The 19,543-nt window shown below is 28.9% G+C and carries 18 protein-coding genes; 10 read left to right on the top strand and 8 right to left on the bottom strand.

Features of this window, described 5'->3' with window-relative positions:
* Positions 1-708: AAA family ATPase (locus RSC72_RS14455; protein WP_332578596.1), on the top strand; the 708-nt coding region annotated here is incomplete at its 5' end.
* 39 nt (positions 709-747) lie between these two features.
* On the opposite strand, the gene RSC72_RS14460 is transcribed toward RSC72_RS14455, so the two are convergent.
* Positions 748-1,338, bottom strand: a complete 591-nt coding sequence (locus tag RSC72_RS14460) for a thioredoxin family protein (protein ID WP_332544992.1) — start codon at positions 1,336-1,338, stop codon at positions 748-750.
* A 110-nt stretch (positions 1,339-1,448) separates the two neighbouring features.
* Here RSC72_RS14460 and recG point away from each other — a divergent pair, with 110 nt between their 5' ends.
* Both recG and RSC72_RS14470 read left to right on the top strand, forming a co-directional pair.
* Positions 1,449-3,554 (top strand): ATP-dependent DNA helicase RecG, encoded by a 2,106-nt coding sequence (gene recG / locus RSC72_RS14465; protein WP_332544993.1) that lies wholly within the window; start codon positions 1,449-1,451, stop codon positions 3,552-3,554.
* Positions 3,555-3,736: 182 nt separating this feature from the next.
* Positions 3,737-3,895 carry a hypothetical protein gene (locus tag RSC72_RS14470; protein ID WP_332544994.1) on the top strand — a complete coding sequence of 53 codons (159 nt, stop codon included), beginning with the start codon at positions 3,737-3,739 and terminating at the stop codon, positions 3,893-3,895.
* A 57-nt stretch (positions 3,896-3,952) separates the two neighbouring features.
* Here RSC72_RS14470 and RSC72_RS14475 read toward each other — a convergent pair whose 3' ends face one another.
* Positions 3,953-5,824: an Nramp family divalent metal transporter gene (locus RSC72_RS14475; protein ID WP_332544995.1), complete on the bottom strand. Its 1,872-nt coding sequence runs from the start codon at positions 5,822-5,824 to the stop codon at positions 3,953-3,955.
* A 217-nt stretch (positions 5,825-6,041) separates the two neighbouring features.
* Between RSC72_RS14475 and RSC72_RS14480 the strand changes: the two genes are divergently transcribed.
* The 6 genes from RSC72_RS14480 (at position 6,042) to ctlX (ending at position 12,355) form a co-directional block, all read left to right on the top strand.
* Positions 6,042-8,276 (top strand): RelA/SpoT family protein, encoded by a 2,235-nt coding sequence (locus RSC72_RS14480; RefSeq protein ID WP_332544996.1) that lies wholly within the window; start codon positions 6,042-6,044, stop codon positions 8,274-8,276.
* 77 nt (positions 8,277-8,353) lie between these two features.
* Complete coding sequence (locus tag RSC72_RS14485; protein ID WP_332544997.1) at positions 8,354-8,725, top strand: hypothetical protein; 372 nt, start codon at positions 8,354-8,356, stop codon at positions 8,723-8,725.
* A gap of 26 nt (positions 8,726-8,751) precedes the next feature.
* Positions 8,752-9,279, top strand: coding sequence for a hypothetical protein (locus tag RSC72_RS14490; RefSeq protein WP_332544998.1), 528 nt, complete (start codon positions 8,752-8,754; stop codon positions 9,277-9,279).
* Between the two features lie 164 nt (positions 9,280-9,443).
* Complete coding sequence (locus tag RSC72_RS14495) at positions 9,444-10,421, top strand: amidohydrolase family protein (protein ID WP_332566042.1); 978 nt, start codon at positions 9,444-9,446, stop codon at positions 10,419-10,421.
* Between the two features lie 79 nt (positions 10,422-10,500).
* Complete coding sequence (locus tag RSC72_RS14500; protein ID WP_332546429.1) at positions 10,501-11,415, top strand: dimethylarginine dimethylaminohydrolase family protein; 915 nt, start codon at positions 10,501-10,503, stop codon at positions 11,413-11,415.
* A gap of 1 nt (position 11,416) precedes the next feature.
* A complete protein-coding gene (ctlX, locus tag RSC72_RS14505; protein WP_332546428.1) occupies positions 11,417-12,355 on the top strand; it encodes a citrulline utilization hydrolase CtlX in 939 nt (312 codons plus the stop codon).
* Between the two features lie 33 nt (positions 12,356-12,388).
* On the opposite strand, the gene RSC72_RS14510 is transcribed toward ctlX, so the two are convergent.
* Complete coding sequence (locus RSC72_RS14510; RefSeq protein ID WP_332546427.1) at positions 12,389-13,885, bottom strand: hypothetical protein; 1,497 nt, start codon at positions 13,883-13,885, stop codon at positions 12,389-12,391.
* A 120-nt stretch (positions 13,886-14,005) separates the two neighbouring features.
* Between RSC72_RS14510 and yiaA the strand changes: the two genes are divergently transcribed.
* Complete coding sequence (gene yiaA / locus RSC72_RS14515) at positions 14,006-14,470, top strand: inner membrane protein YiaA (RefSeq protein WP_332546426.1); 465 nt, start codon at positions 14,006-14,008, stop codon at positions 14,468-14,470.
* Between the two features lie 49 nt (positions 14,471-14,519).
* Here the strand turns inward: yiaA and RSC72_RS14520 are convergent, their stop codons facing one another.
* From RSC72_RS14520 to RSC72_RS14540, 5 genes are all read right to left on the bottom strand, one after another.
* Positions 14,520-15,281 (bottom strand): TIGR03915 family putative DNA repair protein, encoded by a 762-nt coding sequence (locus RSC72_RS14520; RefSeq protein ID WP_332546425.1) that lies wholly within the window; start codon positions 15,279-15,281, stop codon positions 14,520-14,522.
* Complete coding sequence (locus RSC72_RS14525; RefSeq protein WP_332546424.1) at positions 15,281-16,546, bottom strand: putative DNA modification/repair radical SAM protein; 1,266 nt, start codon at positions 16,544-16,546, stop codon at positions 15,281-15,283. Before RSC72_RS14525 ends, RSC72_RS14520 begins: the two co-directional genes overlap by 1 nt.
* A gap of 73 nt (positions 16,547-16,619) precedes the next feature.
* On the bottom strand, positions 16,620-17,048 hold the full coding sequence (locus RSC72_RS14530) for a hypothetical protein (RefSeq protein WP_332578597.1): 429 nt from the start codon (positions 17,046-17,048) through the stop codon (positions 16,620-16,622).
* A gap of 93 nt (positions 17,049-17,141) precedes the next feature.
* A complete protein-coding gene (locus RSC72_RS14535) occupies positions 17,142-17,957 on the bottom strand; it encodes a hypothetical protein (protein ID WP_332546422.1) in 816 nt (271 codons plus the stop codon).
* 367 nt (positions 17,958-18,324) lie between these two features.
* Positions 18,325-19,419, bottom strand: a complete 1,095-nt coding sequence (locus RSC72_RS14540) for a hypothetical protein (RefSeq protein ID WP_332566045.1) — start codon at positions 19,417-19,419, stop codon at positions 18,325-18,327.
* Between the last annotated feature and the right edge of the window lie 124 nt (positions 19,420-19,543).

The raw sequence follows: 19,543 nt of genomic DNA on the forward strand, positions 1-19,543 counted from the left end.
ATTATCAATGATGATGAACAAACAACTTTAGATGAAATTTTTTTGAATGATGAAAGTAGAAAAACAATTAATCAGTTGATAAAAGAACACAATTATATCGAAGAATTACGCGAATATGGCTTGCCTGTAAATAACAAATTATTGTTGTACGGAAAATCTGGTTGTGGAAAAACGATGACCGCAAAAGCAATTGCAAATGCTTTAGGTAAACCAATTTTAATTCTTAATTTGAGTAATGTTGTTTGTTCTAGAGTAGGTGAAACTTCTCAAAATATTCGTCAAATATTTGATAAAGCAGCACGCGAAAAAGCAGTTTTATTTTTAGATGAATTTGATCAAATAGGAAAAGCTCGTGGAAATGATGATAAAGATGTAGGAGAAATGAGACGTTTGGTAAATACGCTTATTCAGTTGATAGATTATTTTCCAGAAAAATCATTGTTGATTTGTGCAACCAATCACAGCGAAATTATAGACATTGCTTTATTACGACGTTTTCAACTAAAAATAGGTTATGATTTACCGAATAAAAATGTTTTAGATAATTATTACGATAATTTATTAGCAAAATTTCCTATTCAATTCCAAAAAATTAACCGAGAATATAATTTATCTTTTGCAGAAACTAAAGATTATACATATACTCTTGTAAAAGCTTTATTGATTGAAGAATTAGAAAAAAAGAAAAATTTAGTTTCATCAAATTAGATATAAAAAAGCCGAAGATTGTCTTCGGCTTTAATTTTTTTATTGGACATTTTCGTCAATCAAATCTAAAATCTCATTTAGAATATCAACTCCTTTATTATTGTTGTAATATTTTTGTAAATCTTCGTGAAATTCTTCAGCAGAATAAATATCTGGATTATTTTTAAAACGATGTAATAATTCCATTCCATATTGTGGACGTGGTCCAAAACGAAATAATTCTGATCCATCTTCTGCAACACCAATTATAATAGGAATAGAAATCGCATTATTCGTTTTATAATTCTCCATTAACTCTAAATTTTCATCGCGCAAAATGTATTTTGACTCAACATTCAACGTGTTTGCAATTTTTTCTACAACAGGTATTATCTGAGAAGCATCTCCACACCAACCTTCTGTTATCGTTAAAATCTTAAAATTATTAGCCGTTTCTTTTACTCTTTTTTCTTGTACGGGCGTTAATTCAAATGTCTTATACACTCTGTTCATACGCTGTAAACCTAAAGCATAATATTGAACAATCTCTTTTGGATCTTCATTTTCTATTTCTGCTTCCAAATCATCTTCAACACGAATTATGTAATTTTCGTATGTTAAACCTTTATTTATGTAATTTAATAAATCCATTTATTTATATTTTAGACAAATATAAGGCATTTTTACAAGCTTATTTTGTAACTGAAGTGACATTCTTTGTCGTCAAAATTTATTAAATTGCAACCTTTCTGACGAATATAATGTACCAAAATCCATTAAAAAAAACAATCGAATATTTAAAAGGAGCTGGTCCTGAACGCGCTAAAACATTACAAAGCGAGTTTAGGATATTTCGGTATGAAGATTTGATTCAACATTTTCCTTTTCGCTATGTAGATAAATCAAAGTTTTACAAAACATCTGAGATTTCTTCTACTACCACAGAAATTCAATTAAAAGGAAAAATTGTTCAGTTAGAAGAAATAAATCAAGGAAAAGTAAAACGTTTGGTTGGTAAATTTCAAGACGGAAGTGGAACATTGGAATTGGTTTGGTTTAAGATTTCTTCTTGGCAAAAGGAAAAACTCAAAACTGACTTACATAAAGATGTTGTGATCTATGGAAAACCAAATGAGTTTAATGGACGATTTAGTATTACGCATCCAGAAATTGAGTTGATTGAAGACTCAAAAAATGTTCCGTTAGGATTATTTCCCGTTTACCCAAGTACAGAAAAGCTTTCTAAGAAAGGAATAACCAATCGTGTGATGCAAAAAATGATGTTGAATCTTTTTGTAGAAAACATAGAAATTCCAGAAAATTTACCTCAAAATGTGTTAGATCATTATAAATTAATAGGTAGAAATGAAGCTTTAAAAACCATTCATTTTCCGAAAAATTTAGTTGATTTGAATGCGGCTGTTCGTCGTTTAAAATTTGAAGAATTTTTCTTTCTTAATTTAGCTAATTTATCACAAAAAGCAGTTAATAAACAGAAAAATAGGAGTAATCCATTTCCGAATATTGGACATTATTTCAATACATTTTATACAGAGCATTTACCATTTGAATTGACAGATGCACAAAAGCGAGTAATCAAAGAAATTAGAACAGATTTACGTCAACCAGCACAGATGAATCGTCTGTTACAAGGAGATGTAGGTTCAGGAAAAACGATGGTTGCATTACTAACCATGTTAATTGCCATAGACAATGGATATCAAGCCGCTTTGATTGCGCCGACTGAGATTTTAGCAATACAACATTATGAAAGCATCAAAGAATTATTGAACGATTTGGATGTTTCTGTAGAATTATTAACAGGCTCTGTAAGTAAGAAAAAACGTCAGCCAATTCTTGAAAATTTAGCAAATGGCGAACTCAAAATAATTATCGGGACACATGCTTTGTTAGAGGATAATGTGCAGTTTCATAACCTTGGTTTATCTATAATAGATGAGCAACATCGTTTTGGAGTAGCGCAACGGGCAAAATTTTGGAGAAAAGCAAAATTACCACCACATATTTTGGTAATGACAGCAACACCAATTCCAAGAACTTTATCGATGACAATGTACGGAGATTTGGACGTTTCTGTGATTGATGAATTACCAAAAGGACGAAAACCAATCAAAACTTTACATAAAACGGATGCGCATCGACTAAGTGTTTTCAAATTTATGAAAGATGAAATAGCAAAAGGTCGTCAAATTTATATTGTTTATCCATTAATCGAAGAATCTGATAAGTTAGATTTGAAAGATTTGATGGATGGATACGAGAGTATTTCGCGTGCTTTTCCATTGCCAGATTATGCAATAAGTATTGTACATGGTAGACAAAAACCTGCGGATAAAGAATTTGAAATGAATCGTTTCAAAAAAGGTGAATCGCAAATTCTTGTCGCTACAACAGTGATAGAAGTTGGTGTTAATGTACCAAATGCCTCTGTTATGGTGATAGAAAATTCGGAACGATTTGGTTTGTCGCAATTGCACCAATTACGTGGACGAGTTGGGCGAGGAGCGGAACAGTCGTTTTGTATTTTGATGACTGGCGGAAAATTGAATGATGTTTCTCGTCGTAGAATACAAACGATGGTTGATACAAACGATGGTTTTCAGGTTGCAGAAGTAGATTTAGAATTGCGTGGTCCTGGCGATATGATGGGAACGCAACAAAGTGGTGTAATGAATCTTAAAATTGCTGATTTAGCGAAAGACAAAGAGATTTTATTTGCTGCACGAAAATGTGTAGAAGCTATTCTTAAACAAGATCCAACGCTTTCTCAGCCTTATAATTTGGCAACGAAACAATTTTTTCTTGAAAATCATAAAGATAAAGTTGGTTGGAGTCAGATTTCATAAATTTTACAATTATTTTACATCGAGATTATTTCTTGGTATAATTTATGATAATTTAATATATATAATCAAAAGCATTATAAATAGAGTAATCTATGAATTGAAATTTATAAGTTAAACCATTTTAACGTTAAAATTTATTTTTAACAAAACATTAGTAATCATCCAATTAAAAACAATTAGTTATGAAGTACACAAATATAGACATTGTTAAAACTCCACAAGGTGTAGAAGTTGAAGGAAATTCATTATGGATGTTTAATCAACATGAAAACGTAATGATTTTGATTGCTAATGAAACGATAAAAATTAAACCAACTCTTTGTTTTCAACGTGTTCGTTAAAACGAGATTTAAGATAGAATAAAAAGGCTTTCAGAATTTTCTGAAAGCCTTTTTAAATTATTTAGCAATAAATACTGGAATATCAACACGATGTCGAAGTTTATTTATTGTTTCTCCAAAAATAAAATCCATAAAACCTCTGTGTCCATGCGAACCAACAATAATTAAATCTGCATTGTGACGTTTACTTATTTCTACTATTGTATTCACACGATTATTGTAGCCCAATTCTATTTTAGTTTCATTAAATATCGGACGAAGAATTTGTGCATATTGTTCTAATCGTTTCAAATCTGAAAGCGCCTCCGCATCATTTGTTTTTTCGCCTGTATATTTTACAGTTGCACTTTCTACAACGTGAACTAAAATTAATGATGATTCTGTAGAAGCCAATTGCGTTGCATAATTAATGACTTTTTTATCGGTTTTAGAGAAATCTAAAGCAATAATAATTCGTTGAAAATGTTGCTTCGAAATTTCTTCTAACGTAAAAGCTTCGAAAGGCTCATGTATTTCTTTTTGATTTTCTTGATTACGTTTAATAAATATTGGAATTAAAAAAGTTAACATCAATAATATTAATAAACCTATTTCTAAACCAACCAAGGCAATATTTAGAGAATATGATTGACTATTTGCCATCCATTTATTAAATTCTCCATAAACCAATTGCGCATTCAGAAATGAAATAATAAAGGCAATTGTCCAAGCAAAAAATTTGGTTGTAGTGTTTATCGTGAAATTTCCCATTTTAGATTTATCACTCACAAAATGAATAAGCGGAATTACAGCGAAAGCCAATTGCATACTCAAAATAACTTGACTGAAAATAAGTAAAGAGCCAACTTCTTTTTCTCCAAAAATCAATATCACGATAACAGTAGGAAGAACTGCTAAAGATCGCGTTAAAATTCTTCTCAAAACGGGATTAATACGAAGATGTAAATAACCTTCCATTACAATTTGTCCAGCCAAAGTTCCCGTTACAGTAGAACTTTGCCCTGCTAAAATTAACGCAACAGCAAATAGTTTTGGCGCCAAATCTGTACCTAACGTTGTTCCTAATAATCTGTATGCGTCGCTTAATTCTGCAACATCATGATAACCATTTTTATGAAAAACGGAGGAAGCTAAAATCAAAATCGCGGCGTTTACAAGAAAAGCCAAATTAAGTGCTATTGCACTATCCCAAAAGTTATATTTTAATGCTTTTTTGATTGAATTATCATCTCGGTCAATTTTCCGAGTTTGGACGAGGGCAGAATGTAAATATAAGTTATGAGGCATAACAGTTGCACCAATAATTCCAATACTAATATACAATGCAGCACTATTTGGAATAGATGGAATAAAACCTTTTGCAACTTCTCCAAAATCGGGTTTTGCCAAAAACATTTCGGTCATAAAACAAAGACCAATCATCGCAATTAATCCAACAATGAAAAGTTCCATTTTTCTCATTCCAAGTTTTTGTAGATAAAGCAAAAGAAAAGTATCTAAAAAACTGATTAATACGCCATAAATTAAATCAATTCCGAAAAGTAAATTTAGACCAATTGCCATTCCAAGAATTTCTGCTAAATCACAAGCTGCAATTGCAATTTCGGCCAAAATATACAGAACAAAATTCATTCCTTTCGGATAAGTTTCTCGGTTACATTGCGCCAAATCTTTTCGTCTTACAATTCCCAAACGTGTGCAAAGACTTTGTAACAACAATGCCATAATGTTACTCATCAATAAAACCCAAATAAGGGTATAACCAAATTGACTACCGCCCGCTAAGTCTGTTGCCCAGTTGCCTGGATCCATATAACCAACGCTAATTAAATAGGCTGGACCAAAAAAGCTGAGTATTTTTTTAAATCCGTTTTTTTTGACATTCACACTTTCGTGAACATCTTCTAATGATTTAGTTTGGTTTGGCATTTAGTAGATTTGTTTCTCTATCAAATTTAGTGTAAAATGATTAAAAATAAAGTAGCAATTGCAAAAAAATAGCTGATATAATTATGATTTTAAATTAATTTAGGATTAATTTTTTTGACTTTATAAAAAAGAAAAAAACACGTATATTTATTTTTTGATTTAAGATTACTTTTTTATCAAAAAAGACAACTTAACTATTACCACAAAATTTAGAAAGATGGAAACTCCGTACGTTATTACAGAAGAGCAGTTAGAGCAAGAGAACATTGAGATAACGCGACGTTATAAAGAGATGCTACAGAATACTTATGTTACGCTATCAGACGAAGATAAAAAATTGATTCGTAAAGCGTTTGATTTGGCTGTAGATGCGCATAAAGACCAGCGTAGAAAAACTGGCGAACCTTATATTTATCATCCAATTGCAGTGGCAAAAATTGTTGCAGATGAAATTGGACTTGGAGCAACATCAATTGCTGCAGCGTTAATGCACGATGTTGTAGAGGACACAGATTATACTGTAGAGGATTTAGAAAAACTTTTTGGAAAGAAGATTGCAAAAATTATTGATGGTTTGACAAAAATTTCGGTTCTGAATCGTCAAGACTTATCAATACAATCAGAAAATTATAAAAAATTATTATTGACCTTATCCGAAGATGTTCGTGTTATTTTAATCAAAATTGCAGATCGTCTTCACAATATGCGTACGCTAGATAGTATGCGTGAGGATAAACAGTTGAAAATAGCTTCCGAAACAATCTTTATTTATGCTCCTTTGGCGCATAGAATGGGTTTGTATAATATTAAATCAGAATTAGAAGATTTAAGTTTAAAATATACTCAACCAGAAGCTTATCGTGATATTGAACAAAAATTAACAGAAACGAAGTCTGATAGAGAAAAGTATATAAATGATTTTAGAAAAATAATTGCAGAAAAATTAGAAGCAGAAGGCTTAGAATTTGAAATAAAAGGACGTTCTAAATCAATTAATTCTATTTATCGCAAAACTGTAAAACAAGGAATTCCGTTTGAGGAAGTTTTTGATTTGTTTGCTGTACGTGTTGTTTATCGTTCTGATCGTAAGAATGAAAAATTTTTAGCTTGGAAAATTTATTCTTTAATCACAGATTTATTTATTCCAAATCCCAAACGTATGCGCGATTGGATTTCGCAACCAAAAACTACTGGTTATGAATCGCTTCACGTTACAGTTATGGGACCACAAGCACGTTGGGTAGAAGTCCAAATTCGTTCGGAAAGAATGGATGAAGTTGCAGAAATGGGAATTGCAGCGCATTATAAATACAAAGAAAATGTTTCTGACGATGATACAAAAGTTGATGAATGGATACATCAAGTTCGTGAAATGTTGGAGCAGGAGGATACAAAAGATGCGGTTGAATTTATGGATAATTTCAAATTCAATTTATATTCCAAAGAAATCTATGTTTTTACACCAAAAGGAGATTTACATTCTTTACCAAAAGGCGCAAGTTCATTAGATTTTGCATATTCTATTCACAGTAATGTGGGCGATCATTGTTTGGGTGCAAAAGTAAATGGAAAATTGTTTCCACTTTCGCATCAATTACAAAGTGGAGATCAAGTAGAAATTATTACCTCAACACAGCAAAAACCAAAATTAGAATGGTTAGATTATGTTGTTACAACCAAAGCAAGAAGTAAAATTAAAGCTTCTTTAAATTCTGATAAACGAAAAATTGCAGATGAAGGAAAAGAAATTTTACAACGAAAATTAAGACACTTAAAGGTTGATTTTAGCGAGAATACAATCAATCAGTTACAGCAATACTTTAAGTTAAGTTCAAGTATGGATGTTTTCTACAATATTGCAGTAGGAATTATTGATAACAATGATTTACGCAAATTTGCAGATAGAAATTCTGGTTTTACAGGACTAATAAATCGTTTCAGAAAATCAACTTTCAATACAGCGAAGAAAGAAGAATTTGTACAAGATAAAACGAAGTTAGATTCACTTGTTTTTGGGAATGATGAAGAACGATTAGACTATGAATTAGCAAGCTGTTGTAACCCAATACCAGGTGATAAAGTTTTTGGATTTATTACGGTTTCCAAAGGAATAAAAGTACATAAAGTAGATTGTCCAAACTCTGTTTCGTTGCAAGCAAATTATGCTTATCGTATTATAAAAGCAAAATGGATAGATTCTTCTCAACGCGAATTTAAGGCACTTATAGAGCTGCATGGATTAGATAGAGCAGGAATGGTGAGTGATATTACGCTGGTTATTTCTAAAAACAATTCACTTAATATGCATAGTATAAATTTGTCTGAAGATGCGGGTATTTTTGATGGAAAAATTACAGTTTCTGTTAAAAATAAAGCTGAATTAGAGAAAATTATGTTAGAATTAAAGAATATAGAAGGAATACAATCTGTAAAAAGAACATATAAAAATTAAATATAAAATTGAAAAGTAAACATTTTCTCATAGCAAGTATTGTTATATTTCTCATAAGTTTGGTTCTGCCAGTACATATGATTTTAGATAATTTTACAGATTATTATACGAATGATAATAAGACTGAATATTTAGGTTTTGCATATCTAATTTTAGGATATATAACGATTTTAGAATTACCAATTGATTTTATCTGCTGGTTAGGAAATTTTATACTTTTATTTGGTTGGATTTTTTACAAGAAAAAAGCAGGTATTGTTTTGGGTATATTTGCTTTATTACAAATGTCATTATACGGTATTAATCATTTATTTGAACTTGATTTTATGGCAGTCAAAGAATATAATTTCCCTTTATTCGGTTATTGGTTTTGGTTATTATCAGCCATATTATTAGTAATAGCAACAATAACTCATTATAAAACCCAAAAGTCAAAATCTAAATTGTAAAAAACATATTAAAAAATTAAGAAATAATGAAAATTTTATTAGTAACACTATTATTTATACCTTTTTTAGGATTTTCTCAAAAACCTAATGAAGAAATTGATTTATCTAAAATTCATGTATTAATAGACACAGAGTTTAATGATATAAATAAAGCAATTTTTAAAATTGATGATGTAGTTTATCCACCTTCAGTAGCTATGAGTCTAAATTCAGATGATTTTGAAAATGTTAATGTTATTAAAAATGATCCAAATTTTCCAAATGGAATTTTAAAGATTAAGACTAAAAATAATATAAAAATCAATCCGATAACTTTAAAAGATTTAGTGTCGAAGTATACAAAATTAAGTGGAAATCAAAATATTTATAATGTTAATAATCAGATTATAAATGAAAAATCTAATGAATATTTGATTGATGAAAATAATGTACTAAGTATTACTATAAAGGAAATAGATAAAGCAGATTTAAAATTTAATTATATAAAAATTAATACAAAATCTAAAGAGAATATTGAAGATTTTAAGAAATCTAAGCTTAGAGTTAAAAAATAATTTGAAATTATAAAACCAAAAAGTCCAACATTTAGTTGGACTTTTTTTGTTAAAATGGGATTAGTAACAAAGGTACAAAGTTAAAGAAATCTTTTAGATAATAGGGCTTCATTTCTGTTGAATAATCTTATTAATTTTACATCCCGAAAACAAACAATTTTACGATGAACAAGCAAAATTTCAATCCAATCGAGGAAGTTCTACAAAGAATCAAAGACAAAGGAGGTTGGGTTAATACACATTCACATTTAGACAGAGCCTATTCATTAACTTCGGACACATTCGCATTATCAAATTCATATCTTAAAGAAAAATGGCATTTAGTAGATGACATGAAACGTAATTCTTCTGTAGATGACATTTATTTCCGTATGGAAAAAGCAATTAACTTTATGTTAGAGCAAGGTTGTCAAGCTATCGGGTCTTTTATTGATGCAGATGAAGTTATAGAAGATCGTAGTATACAAGCAGCACAACGTTTAAAAGACAATTACGGAAAAGATATTGAAATGCGTTTTGCAAATCAAGTTTTGAAAGGAGTTATTGACCCAAAAGCACGTGAATGGTTTGATATGTCTTCGGATTTTGTTGATATTATTGGAGGTTTACCAGCAAAAGATTTTGGAAGAGAAGAAGAGCATTTAGATATTTTGATGTCTACTGCAAAAGCAAAAAATAAATTAGTTCACGTTCACGTCGATCAATTTAACACCGATGAAGAAACTGAAACAGAACAATTGGCATTAAAAACGATAGAGCATGGTATGCAAGGTAAAGTATCTGCGGTTCACTCTATTTCAGTAGCGGCACATCCACGTAAATATCGTTATGAATTGTATGATTTAATCAAAAAAGCTGATATGCACATCATTTCTTGTCCAACAGCTTGGATTGATCATAACAGAACAGAACGTTTGGCGCCATCTCACAATTCAGTTACACCGGTTGACGAAATGATTCCAAGAGGAATTAATGTTGCCTTTGGTACAGATAATATTAATGATATTTATAAACCTTTCTCTGACGGACATTTACTAACGGAATTACGAGTAATGCTAGAGTCTTGCCACTTTTATGATGTGGAACAACTTTCTAATATTGCAACAGTAAATGGCTTGAAAGCTTTAGGAATTCAAAAATAAAATGTATATTTATACAAAATTAAAATCTCGCTTCTGCGGGATTTTTTTTGGAACATAAAATTTAAAACCACGAAAAATTATGCGATTAAATGTACAAAACGAAACAGCTCAACTACAAACCGTAGTTTTAGGTAGAGCAGAATCTAACGGAGCTGATCCTACACTTGATCAAACTTTTGATGCCAAATCTTATGATAGTGTACAACATAACGACTATCCAAAAGAAGAAGACTTAATTGCAGAAATGTCCGAATTTGAAGAAGTTCTGAAAAAATATAATGTAGAAGTTTTACGCCCAACTTTGATTGAAGATTGTAATCAAGTTTTTTCGCGTGATGTAGGATTTGTGATAGAGGATCAGTTTTTTGTGTCAAATATTATTCCAGATCGATTAGAAGAATTACAAGCTTACAGAGAAATTAAAAAGTTATTCAAAGGAAATAAAATTAATACATTGCCAGAAGAAGTTTACGTAGAAGGTGGTGATGTGATTTTGTACAACGACTATATTTTTGTCGGAACATATAAACAACCAGATTTTAAACACTTCAAAACAGCACGTACAAATGTTGAATTTGTAGATTATATCAAAGAAAAATTTCCAAATAAAAAGGTTTTAGATTTTGAATTAAAGAAAAATGATCAAGATCCTTACGAAGGAATTTTGCATTTAGATTGTACATTCAATCCTGTTGGAAATGATAAAGCGATTATTTACAAAGATGGTTTTTTGTTTGAAGAAGAATATCAAAAAATAGTTGCTATTTTTGGACAAGAAAATTTGTTTGAAGTAACAAAAGAGGAAATGTATTGGATGAATCCAAATGTATTCTCTATTTCGCCAGAAGTTGTTATTTCAGAGAAAAATTTTACTCGCTTAAATAATCATTTAGAAAATGTTTGGAACATAAAAGTAGAACCTATTAATTATAGAAATATATCTAAAATGGGTGGTTTATTAAGATGTTCTACAATGCCTTTAACAAGAAAATAAGATGAAAAATAAACAATATACCTCAACTATTTTGATGGTTGAGCCAACAGCTTTTTACTATAATCCGGAAACTGCGGTTAACAACTATTTTCAGACAGAAACAACAGCTTCTCAGGAAGAAATTCAACAAGAAGCTTTACAAGAATTTACTGGTATGGTTTCTTCTTTACGATCAAAAGGCGTAAATGTAATTACAATAAAAGATACACCAAAACCACATACACCAGATTCTATTTTCCCTAACAATTGGATTTCTTTTCATGAAGAAGGAACAGTAGTTTTATACCCAATGTTTGCTAAAAATAGGAGAGATGAGCGTCGCGAAGAAGATGTTTTGGGAGTATTGGAAGAAAAAAGTTTTTTTATTCATGATATTATTGATTTTTCTTCTGCAGAAGAAGACGAGGTTTATTTAGAAGGAACTGGAAGTATTATTTTAGATCGTGAATATGAATTGGCTTATGCATGTATTTCAGAACGAACGGATGATGAATTATTTGTAGAATTTTGTGAAGAATTAGAATATACACCTGTTATTTTTCATGCCAATCAAACTGTAAATGGTGAAAGAAAACCAATTTATCACACCAATGTTATGATGTGTATCGCAGATAAATATGCCGTTATTTGTTTGGATTCTATTGATGACAAAAAAGAAAAGAAAATGGTTTGTGACTACTTATTGGAATCTGAAAAAGAAATTATAGCAATTACAGAAGCTCAGATGCATCAATTTGCAGGTAATATGTTACAAGTTGGCGGATTGGGTCAACCATATTTGGTAATGTCACAAACAGCTTATGATTCGTTAACAGAAGATCAAATCAAGAAAATAGAGAATTATAATCCAATTTTACCTGTTAAGATAGATTTAATTGAAAAACTTGGTGGAGGAAGCGCACGCTGTATGATGGCGGAAGTTTTTTTACCGAAAAAATAAATTTTTATTAAAAAAAATCATAAATCCGAGCTTTTACTCGGATTTATTTTTTATCATTTCTAAAGTTATTTCGTAAGGTGTTTTTTGTGTATGCAATGATTTTAACCAACCAATATAACTCATTAGAAAAACATCTTGACCTGTTGAATTTTGTAGTTTTTCGATCTTTTCCTGAAACGTTTTGTTTTCTAAAACTGTAGGTTGTTGTACATATTTTTCAACTAAAACAACATAATCTATAACTTTTGTTTCTTTTACACTCTCTAAATAACTTTTGTATCGTCTTTTGAAACTTTTTATTCTCGTCAAAGCAAAATCTATATTTTCAAATTGGGCATGAATTAGAATTTCCATCAAATTTTTTCTTATCGTCCAAAGTAGACCTACTTTTTTTTCGTACCAACTATCAGTATGGATTAATTTACTCATTTCTTTTAAAGCAAGTTTATTCTGTTGTTGTCCTAAAAACATGGTGTATGTCGCTTGTAAATCATTGATTATAGACAAATCAACTTTTTTTGACAATGTTTTCGATGCATTTTCTATAATCTCTAAAGCTTTTTGAGAATGATTAGTAAAATGAAAATTTAATGCAAGTATCAATTGATGTTTTTGATAGAAAGTAGAATAATAAAGTCTATTTTGCTTTTCCATCAAATTATACATATCATTTAAATATGAAAAACTTTGTGTAAAGTTTAAATTTCTGAAACTAAAATTCGCTAAATAATAAAGTATTTGAATATGATAATATAAATGATGCTCAGAGTTTTGTGCTTGTTTTTCTAAAAATTGATACGTCGATTCAATATAAGATTCTACCAACTCATAGTTCTGATGAATTGCAGCATATTCATTCGCAATATCTAAAATCTGTACCAACGATTTGTATGTCAGAATTGAATCAAGAGAAATATTGTATTGATTCATAGTAGATTGAAGCAATGTTTCCAAATCAATAATATCTCCTTTGTAAATGATTTTTTCTAATTCTTTTCTCAGTTGTGCATAAGCTATTGTTAGTTTTGCTTCATTGTTCAATTGTTCTTGATTAGAAATAAATTTAGCAGATAATTCATCAAAGTTTTCTTTTTGATGAAGATGATTATAAAGTAAACGAGTAGAATAAATTTCATTCAATAAGCTGAATTGTTCAAGTTTTATAGCTTTCGTTTCTGCTTTTACCAAACATTTATAAGCAATTATTTCTAGATTATTTTCATAGAGTAATTTTCCTACAACTAATAATTTTAGAGCTTTATTGGCTTCGTTTGCATTATTCTGAAATGTTTGATTTGATAGAAATAGAAGCAAACTATCTTGTAGTCTTTTTCTCAATGCATGGTAAGCGTCATTATTTTTTTTATCCTTATAAAGTTTTTTAATATTCTTTATATCGTCAGTTTTTATGAATTTAAGTAGTTGTATGTTTTTAGTGTCATTTCTTTTATTGTTTTGTTTTAAATACTTGATAAAATCATTGAAATCTTCTGTATTTAATAATGATATTAACTCACTTAAATTATCCATTTCTATTTAATTTGTAGTCATAAATATAAAAATATTTCGTCAGTATTTATAAAATATTGAGTTGTTTCTAAATCAACTTTTCAAGAATTTTGTATCATAATTAATGAAAAACCTAATAAAATGGAAACAATTGAAAACAACAATCAAGTAAATGAAAAATCTTCGAAAAGAGCTAAATCAATAACTAATCCGTACAAACCAACAGCTGCTTTTATTGGCGCATCTTGGACTGGATTATTAGCCGGAACAGTAGGTTATTGTGTTGGATTATGGAACGCTACAATGGAATTAAACGAAAAAGGATACTATTTTGTGATTCTTTTATTTGGTTTATTCGCTGTAATTTCTGTTCAAAAAAGTGTTAGAGACAAGTCGGAAGGATTAGCAGTAACAGAACTTTATTATGGCTTGAGTTGGTTTGCAACAATAGCTTCTATCGTGTTATTGGTGATCGGATTATGGAACGCCGATTTACTTTTGAGTGAAAAAGGTTTTTACGGAATGTCTTTTGCATTGAGCGTTTTTGCTGCAATTACTGTACAAAAAAATACACGAGATTCTAAATTGGCTGATGCAAAACAATAATATAAAAATATCTATTTTTTCTATGAAAGGTTACGTTGCGTAACCTTTTTTAATTATACTCTGTCAAATTTTTCCAGAAACGTTTTGGCATCATTTGAATTTGTAATTTAGAATTTTTTCTTTCTGTAATTGTTGTCGATTTAAAATAAGATTTCCATAATTCTTGGTACAAATTTTCGTCAACATCAATGTATTTATTTATCGAAGTTGTCGTTTCTGGAGTAAAATCTAACCTAATTTCTTCTACTTGATTAGAATTTTTGTCATAAAAAATTCCATACTTTCTAATAACATCATAAATTATAAAACTCTGATCTGTGTATCTTTTTACAAAATGTTTTACCAACAAAGGGATAACATTATATTTAGGTTCAATTTTAGCAAAAAATAAATCCTGATTAATTTTTTCAAAACGAATAAATGCTTCATTATGATGTTTTTCTCGATGTACAGAACGTGAAATTTGCTTTACATATAACACGAAATCATTTCCATAATTTGCGTTTACATTTGCTTTATTATCTAAAATATAGCAACAATAAAAAAATAATTTTTCATACGATTCTGGTAATTCCGATAAAAAAACAGTTTGAATAATCTTATAATTAGACATGCCAAGTTTGTTTTTTAAACTATCGTACACACGTTCTGCTTTTGTTATATCTGTCATTACGACGTAAGTTTCATCAAATATTGTGGGTTGATAATCTCTTTCTGCAAATACCTTAATTTCTTTCGGTTTTCTTGTGTAAGAATCAAAAATAAGTGTCAAAAAACCTTCAAAACTATTATCGAAAATATAGTTAATCATTAGTCAAATAAATTTAATTGATTTGGTTGATTTTTAAGGTATTTACTTTTACTTGTATTCAAAATAAGACTTTTTATTTGTGTTGGTAAATAATCTTTTTGCGAGTAAGTGTCATCTGCACAAGTCATAAAAAATTTTGCTCTATTGTAGGCAATTCCAAGTCGTTTTATTTGATAAGAATATATTTTCTCGAATTTACGTGCTGCAACAATTTTCTTTGCAGATTGTACACCAATACCAGGAATTCGTAAAATCATGCGATAATCTGCCATATTAATATCGATAGGATAAAGGTGTAAATTTCGCAAAGCATAACTTAATTTTGGATCAATATCTGTATCAAGATGCGGGTTTTGATGATTAAGAATCTCATTCACATCAAATTTATAAAAACGCATTAACCAATCTGTCTGATACAATCTATTTTCTCGTAAAAGAGGCGGTTGAGTTCCTATTGACGGTAAAAGTTTATCATCATGATTAATTGGGATATAGCCCGAATAATAGACGCGTTTTAAGTTATAATCTTTGTAATATTGGTTTGCAGTATGCATTATTTGCATATCATTTTCTGGCGTTGCGCCAATTACCATTTGGGTAGATTGTCCTGCTGGAACAAATATTGGTGTTGATTTTATTAATTTTCGTTCAGATTTGAAAACGGTCATTTGTTGATTAATGAAATTCAATGGTTTTTTTACATCTTCATGTGATTTATCTGGAGCAACCAGTTTCAAACCTTCTTCGGTTGGCATTTCAAGATTTATAGACATTCTGTCGGCATATAAACCAGCTTCTTTTAACAACTCTGGACTTGCTCCTGGAATCGTTTTTAAATGAATATATCCGTTGTAATTTTCTTCTAATCGTAATTTTTTTGCAATAAGTAACAGCCGTTCCATTGTAAAATCAGCATTTTTGAAAATTCCAGAACTTAAAAATAAACCTTCTATATAATTTCTTCGATAAAAATTAATCGTCAAATCGACTACTTCCTGCACTGTGAAAGCAGCACGTTTTACATCGTTACTTTTTCTGGAAACACAAAAAGAACAATCGAAAATACAATGATTGGTCAATAAAATTTTGAGTAATGAAACACAGCGCCCATCTTCTGTAAATGAATGACAAATACCCGAAATGTGACCATTTCCTATACCATTTTTTGTATTTTTCCTATCACTACCACTTGATGAGCATGAAACATCGTACTTCGCAGCATCAGCTAAAATGCTTAGTTTTTCATTAATTCTATCAAAATTCATATCGTTTCAGTTTGAAACAAATAAAAATTATTGATAAGACATCAGATGTCGTTGAATGAAGTTTAACAATAAATTATTCAAATTCGAGATTAATTAATAATTCTGTTTTTAGACGACTGATGAAATTACAATCTAATTCGGAAAGTAAAATATCTAATAATTCTGATAAAAAATTGCGGTGAATATAATTGAAAATGAATGTGTCATTTTCTGTCATAAAATAAAAATCGTGTGCATAAAAGTAGCCAGAAGTAGATTTTAACTGAATTGAGGCTAAATTATCTATCGAAAAAAAGTCAGAGAAATTTGCGCGATAATTCGTTATTTTTTTATCTAACCTAGTATCTAAATCAAAATATTCAAGATATAAATCTTCTACTTCATCATTAAAAAACCGCTGTATAAATTCATCTTTCGGAAAATCATGAATATATAAATTGTAGCGATCATTTTTTTGATACAACTGAAATAATTGATTGAATTCTTGTATATCTTTAATCATAATAAAAGGAATTAAAGGGTTAATATTCTTTAATTTAGTCACTTTTGTTTAAACAATCAAAAAAAGAGCCAAATATTTTGACTCTTTATAATTTTAATAACGTATTGTTCTTGTTGTATTAGAAATTGGTTGATCTATTTTACTTGCGTATTGAGTTCGTTTTGTCCAATTCTTTTTGTCATCATATTGATACTTTATTGTGGATACATTTGTCAATTTTCCATCTGCTCCAAAAGTAGATTCTTCTATGATATTATTGTTCGTGTCAAATTTTCTTATATATTTATTAATCAATTTGTTATTCTTGTCTATGTAAAGTTCTTCTGTAGGATTTCCTTTTGCATCATTTTTATAATCTAAGGTATAAGAACCTTGGTTGTATTTGACAGAAGTTTTTACTAAGAAATCATTCTGATAATCATATTTTTTTTCGACAAATACTTCATTATCTTCTAATAAATTAATCTCTTTTTCGTAAATAATATTTTGATTGTTGTCTAATTTATAAGTTGTTTTCGAAACATTTACATCATTTTCACTTTTTGTAATACTGTAATCTTCTGTTGTATATTCGTAATCAAAATTAAAAACTAAACTTTCATCTTCACTTTTCATTTCTCTCGAAATTATTTTTCCTACTTCATTATAATTGAAAGATTCCGAAAAAGTACGTTCTCCAGCTTCATTAAAATACTCTCTTTTTGTCGGATTACCTTCGCTATTATAGTTTGATTTTGTATAATATTCTAACTCATAATTCACGATTTGAGACATTCTTATATTCGCTTTTTGCATCGATTCTTCCACAAAAGTAGGATTTCCTAATAGTTTGTTTTTTTGTGTTTCTGATTTTTGTGCAAAAGAGATTCCAGAAACCAATAATGTAATTAAGGCAATATTTTTTAACATATTTGATTTTTTTTAGTCAAATTGATCTAATGAATCAAAATTATAATAAATTATTTTGATGTTAAACCTATTTTACTGTAAACGTAAAAAGTAGCTTCTATATTTGATGTTAACTAATAAATAAGTATTTATTTAGATTTTTCATTAAAAAATAAATATCATCATTATATTATAGTTAATCCGTTGTGCATTTTGCTAATTTTAACAATTAAACCGTCAAACAAGGTTTTAGAAGATAAAATTCTATTCTCGATATCTTGTACTGAGTTTATCGAAGTATCATTTCTAAAAATCACTCGAACTGACGAATTTTAATTCAAAATACACAATGGGTTATAGTTATGATGTTTCTGATATAAAGAATGTTTTATACTGTTCTGTTCATTTCGTTGTTACCTTGAATTCCATCAAGAGCTTCAAAAACTTCATTTTGATTTTGTTCATCTGACCAGTTTAAAGATGCTAATTCAGCTCTAACTTGTTGTTCAGTTTTACCTTTTATAAAATGGAAAAATGCAAAATCAATTACTTCTGTAGGAATTCTTTTTACAACATAAGAGATTAAAAATCGTGTAAGGTTTAAATAACCAAATATAAAGGTTAAACCTAGTTGAAGAATCCAACTAATTATTAAACCAATACTTCCTACATTTAAACTTTTAATTATTAAACCTTGTTCAAGTTTAATTTTCATAAATTCAAAAAAATCAATTCGTACAAAATCGTTTTCAGCTAAGATAAAATAATATTGGAATAGTTGATTTCCAATGAAAAAGATTAATATTGATCCAATTAATATGTTTCTTAATTTATTATAATCTGTGAAATTTCCTAATTTGATTCCTAATTTTAATGAAAAAGCTAAAGCTAAACCAATAAGAAATTCAAATAAGAAGATAATGTATTTTCCTGTTAATGAAATTTTAGCGATTATAAATGCTAATAAAATAGAAGTGATAATTGCTACTAGGATTGGAAAAATTATATTTTGGTTTCGTACAGATTTTGGTTTTGGTAATTCTGTAGGAATTTGATAGTTATCCCAATTATCTTTTGATTCTTGTTCTTTTTCTAGTTGTTTTAGTTCTTCTCGATTATAATTTTTTTCAATATCATGGAAGATATATATAAATAGGTGAACTCTTTTCGAATTTCGTCCATTATCCCATATTTCATTTCCAAGTGACTCACTTTTTACCATTATATTTCCATATTTATAAGACACAATTATAGATTCGGTATACTGAGTCATTCCTAGACTTTTGACTTTTCGTTTTGCTTCAATAGAATACTCATCTACATAAACTATATCCCAATCTAATTTTTCAAAAGTTTGATTCGTAATTGCAAAAAAAGCTTTGTCAGAAAGTTGAGTATGAAATTCTGTTTTATATTTAGGAGTAAAAGCAAATTTATGTGTTTTCTTTATTTGCTTTTCTATTTCTTTAAATTTTGGATTCATTATTGAGTATTACTATGAAAATGTTTTCGTTAACGGAAAAAGTATTGTTGTAGTTGAACTTAAGTAATGTTATACATGTAATATAAACAGTATTTTAGCTAATATTTTTTTTGTTAAATACTTA

The sequence above is a fragment of the Algoriella sp. genome, from assembly GCF_036647415.1.
Lineage (GTDB): Bacteria > Bacteroidota > Bacteroidia > Flavobacteriales > Weeksellaceae > Empedobacter.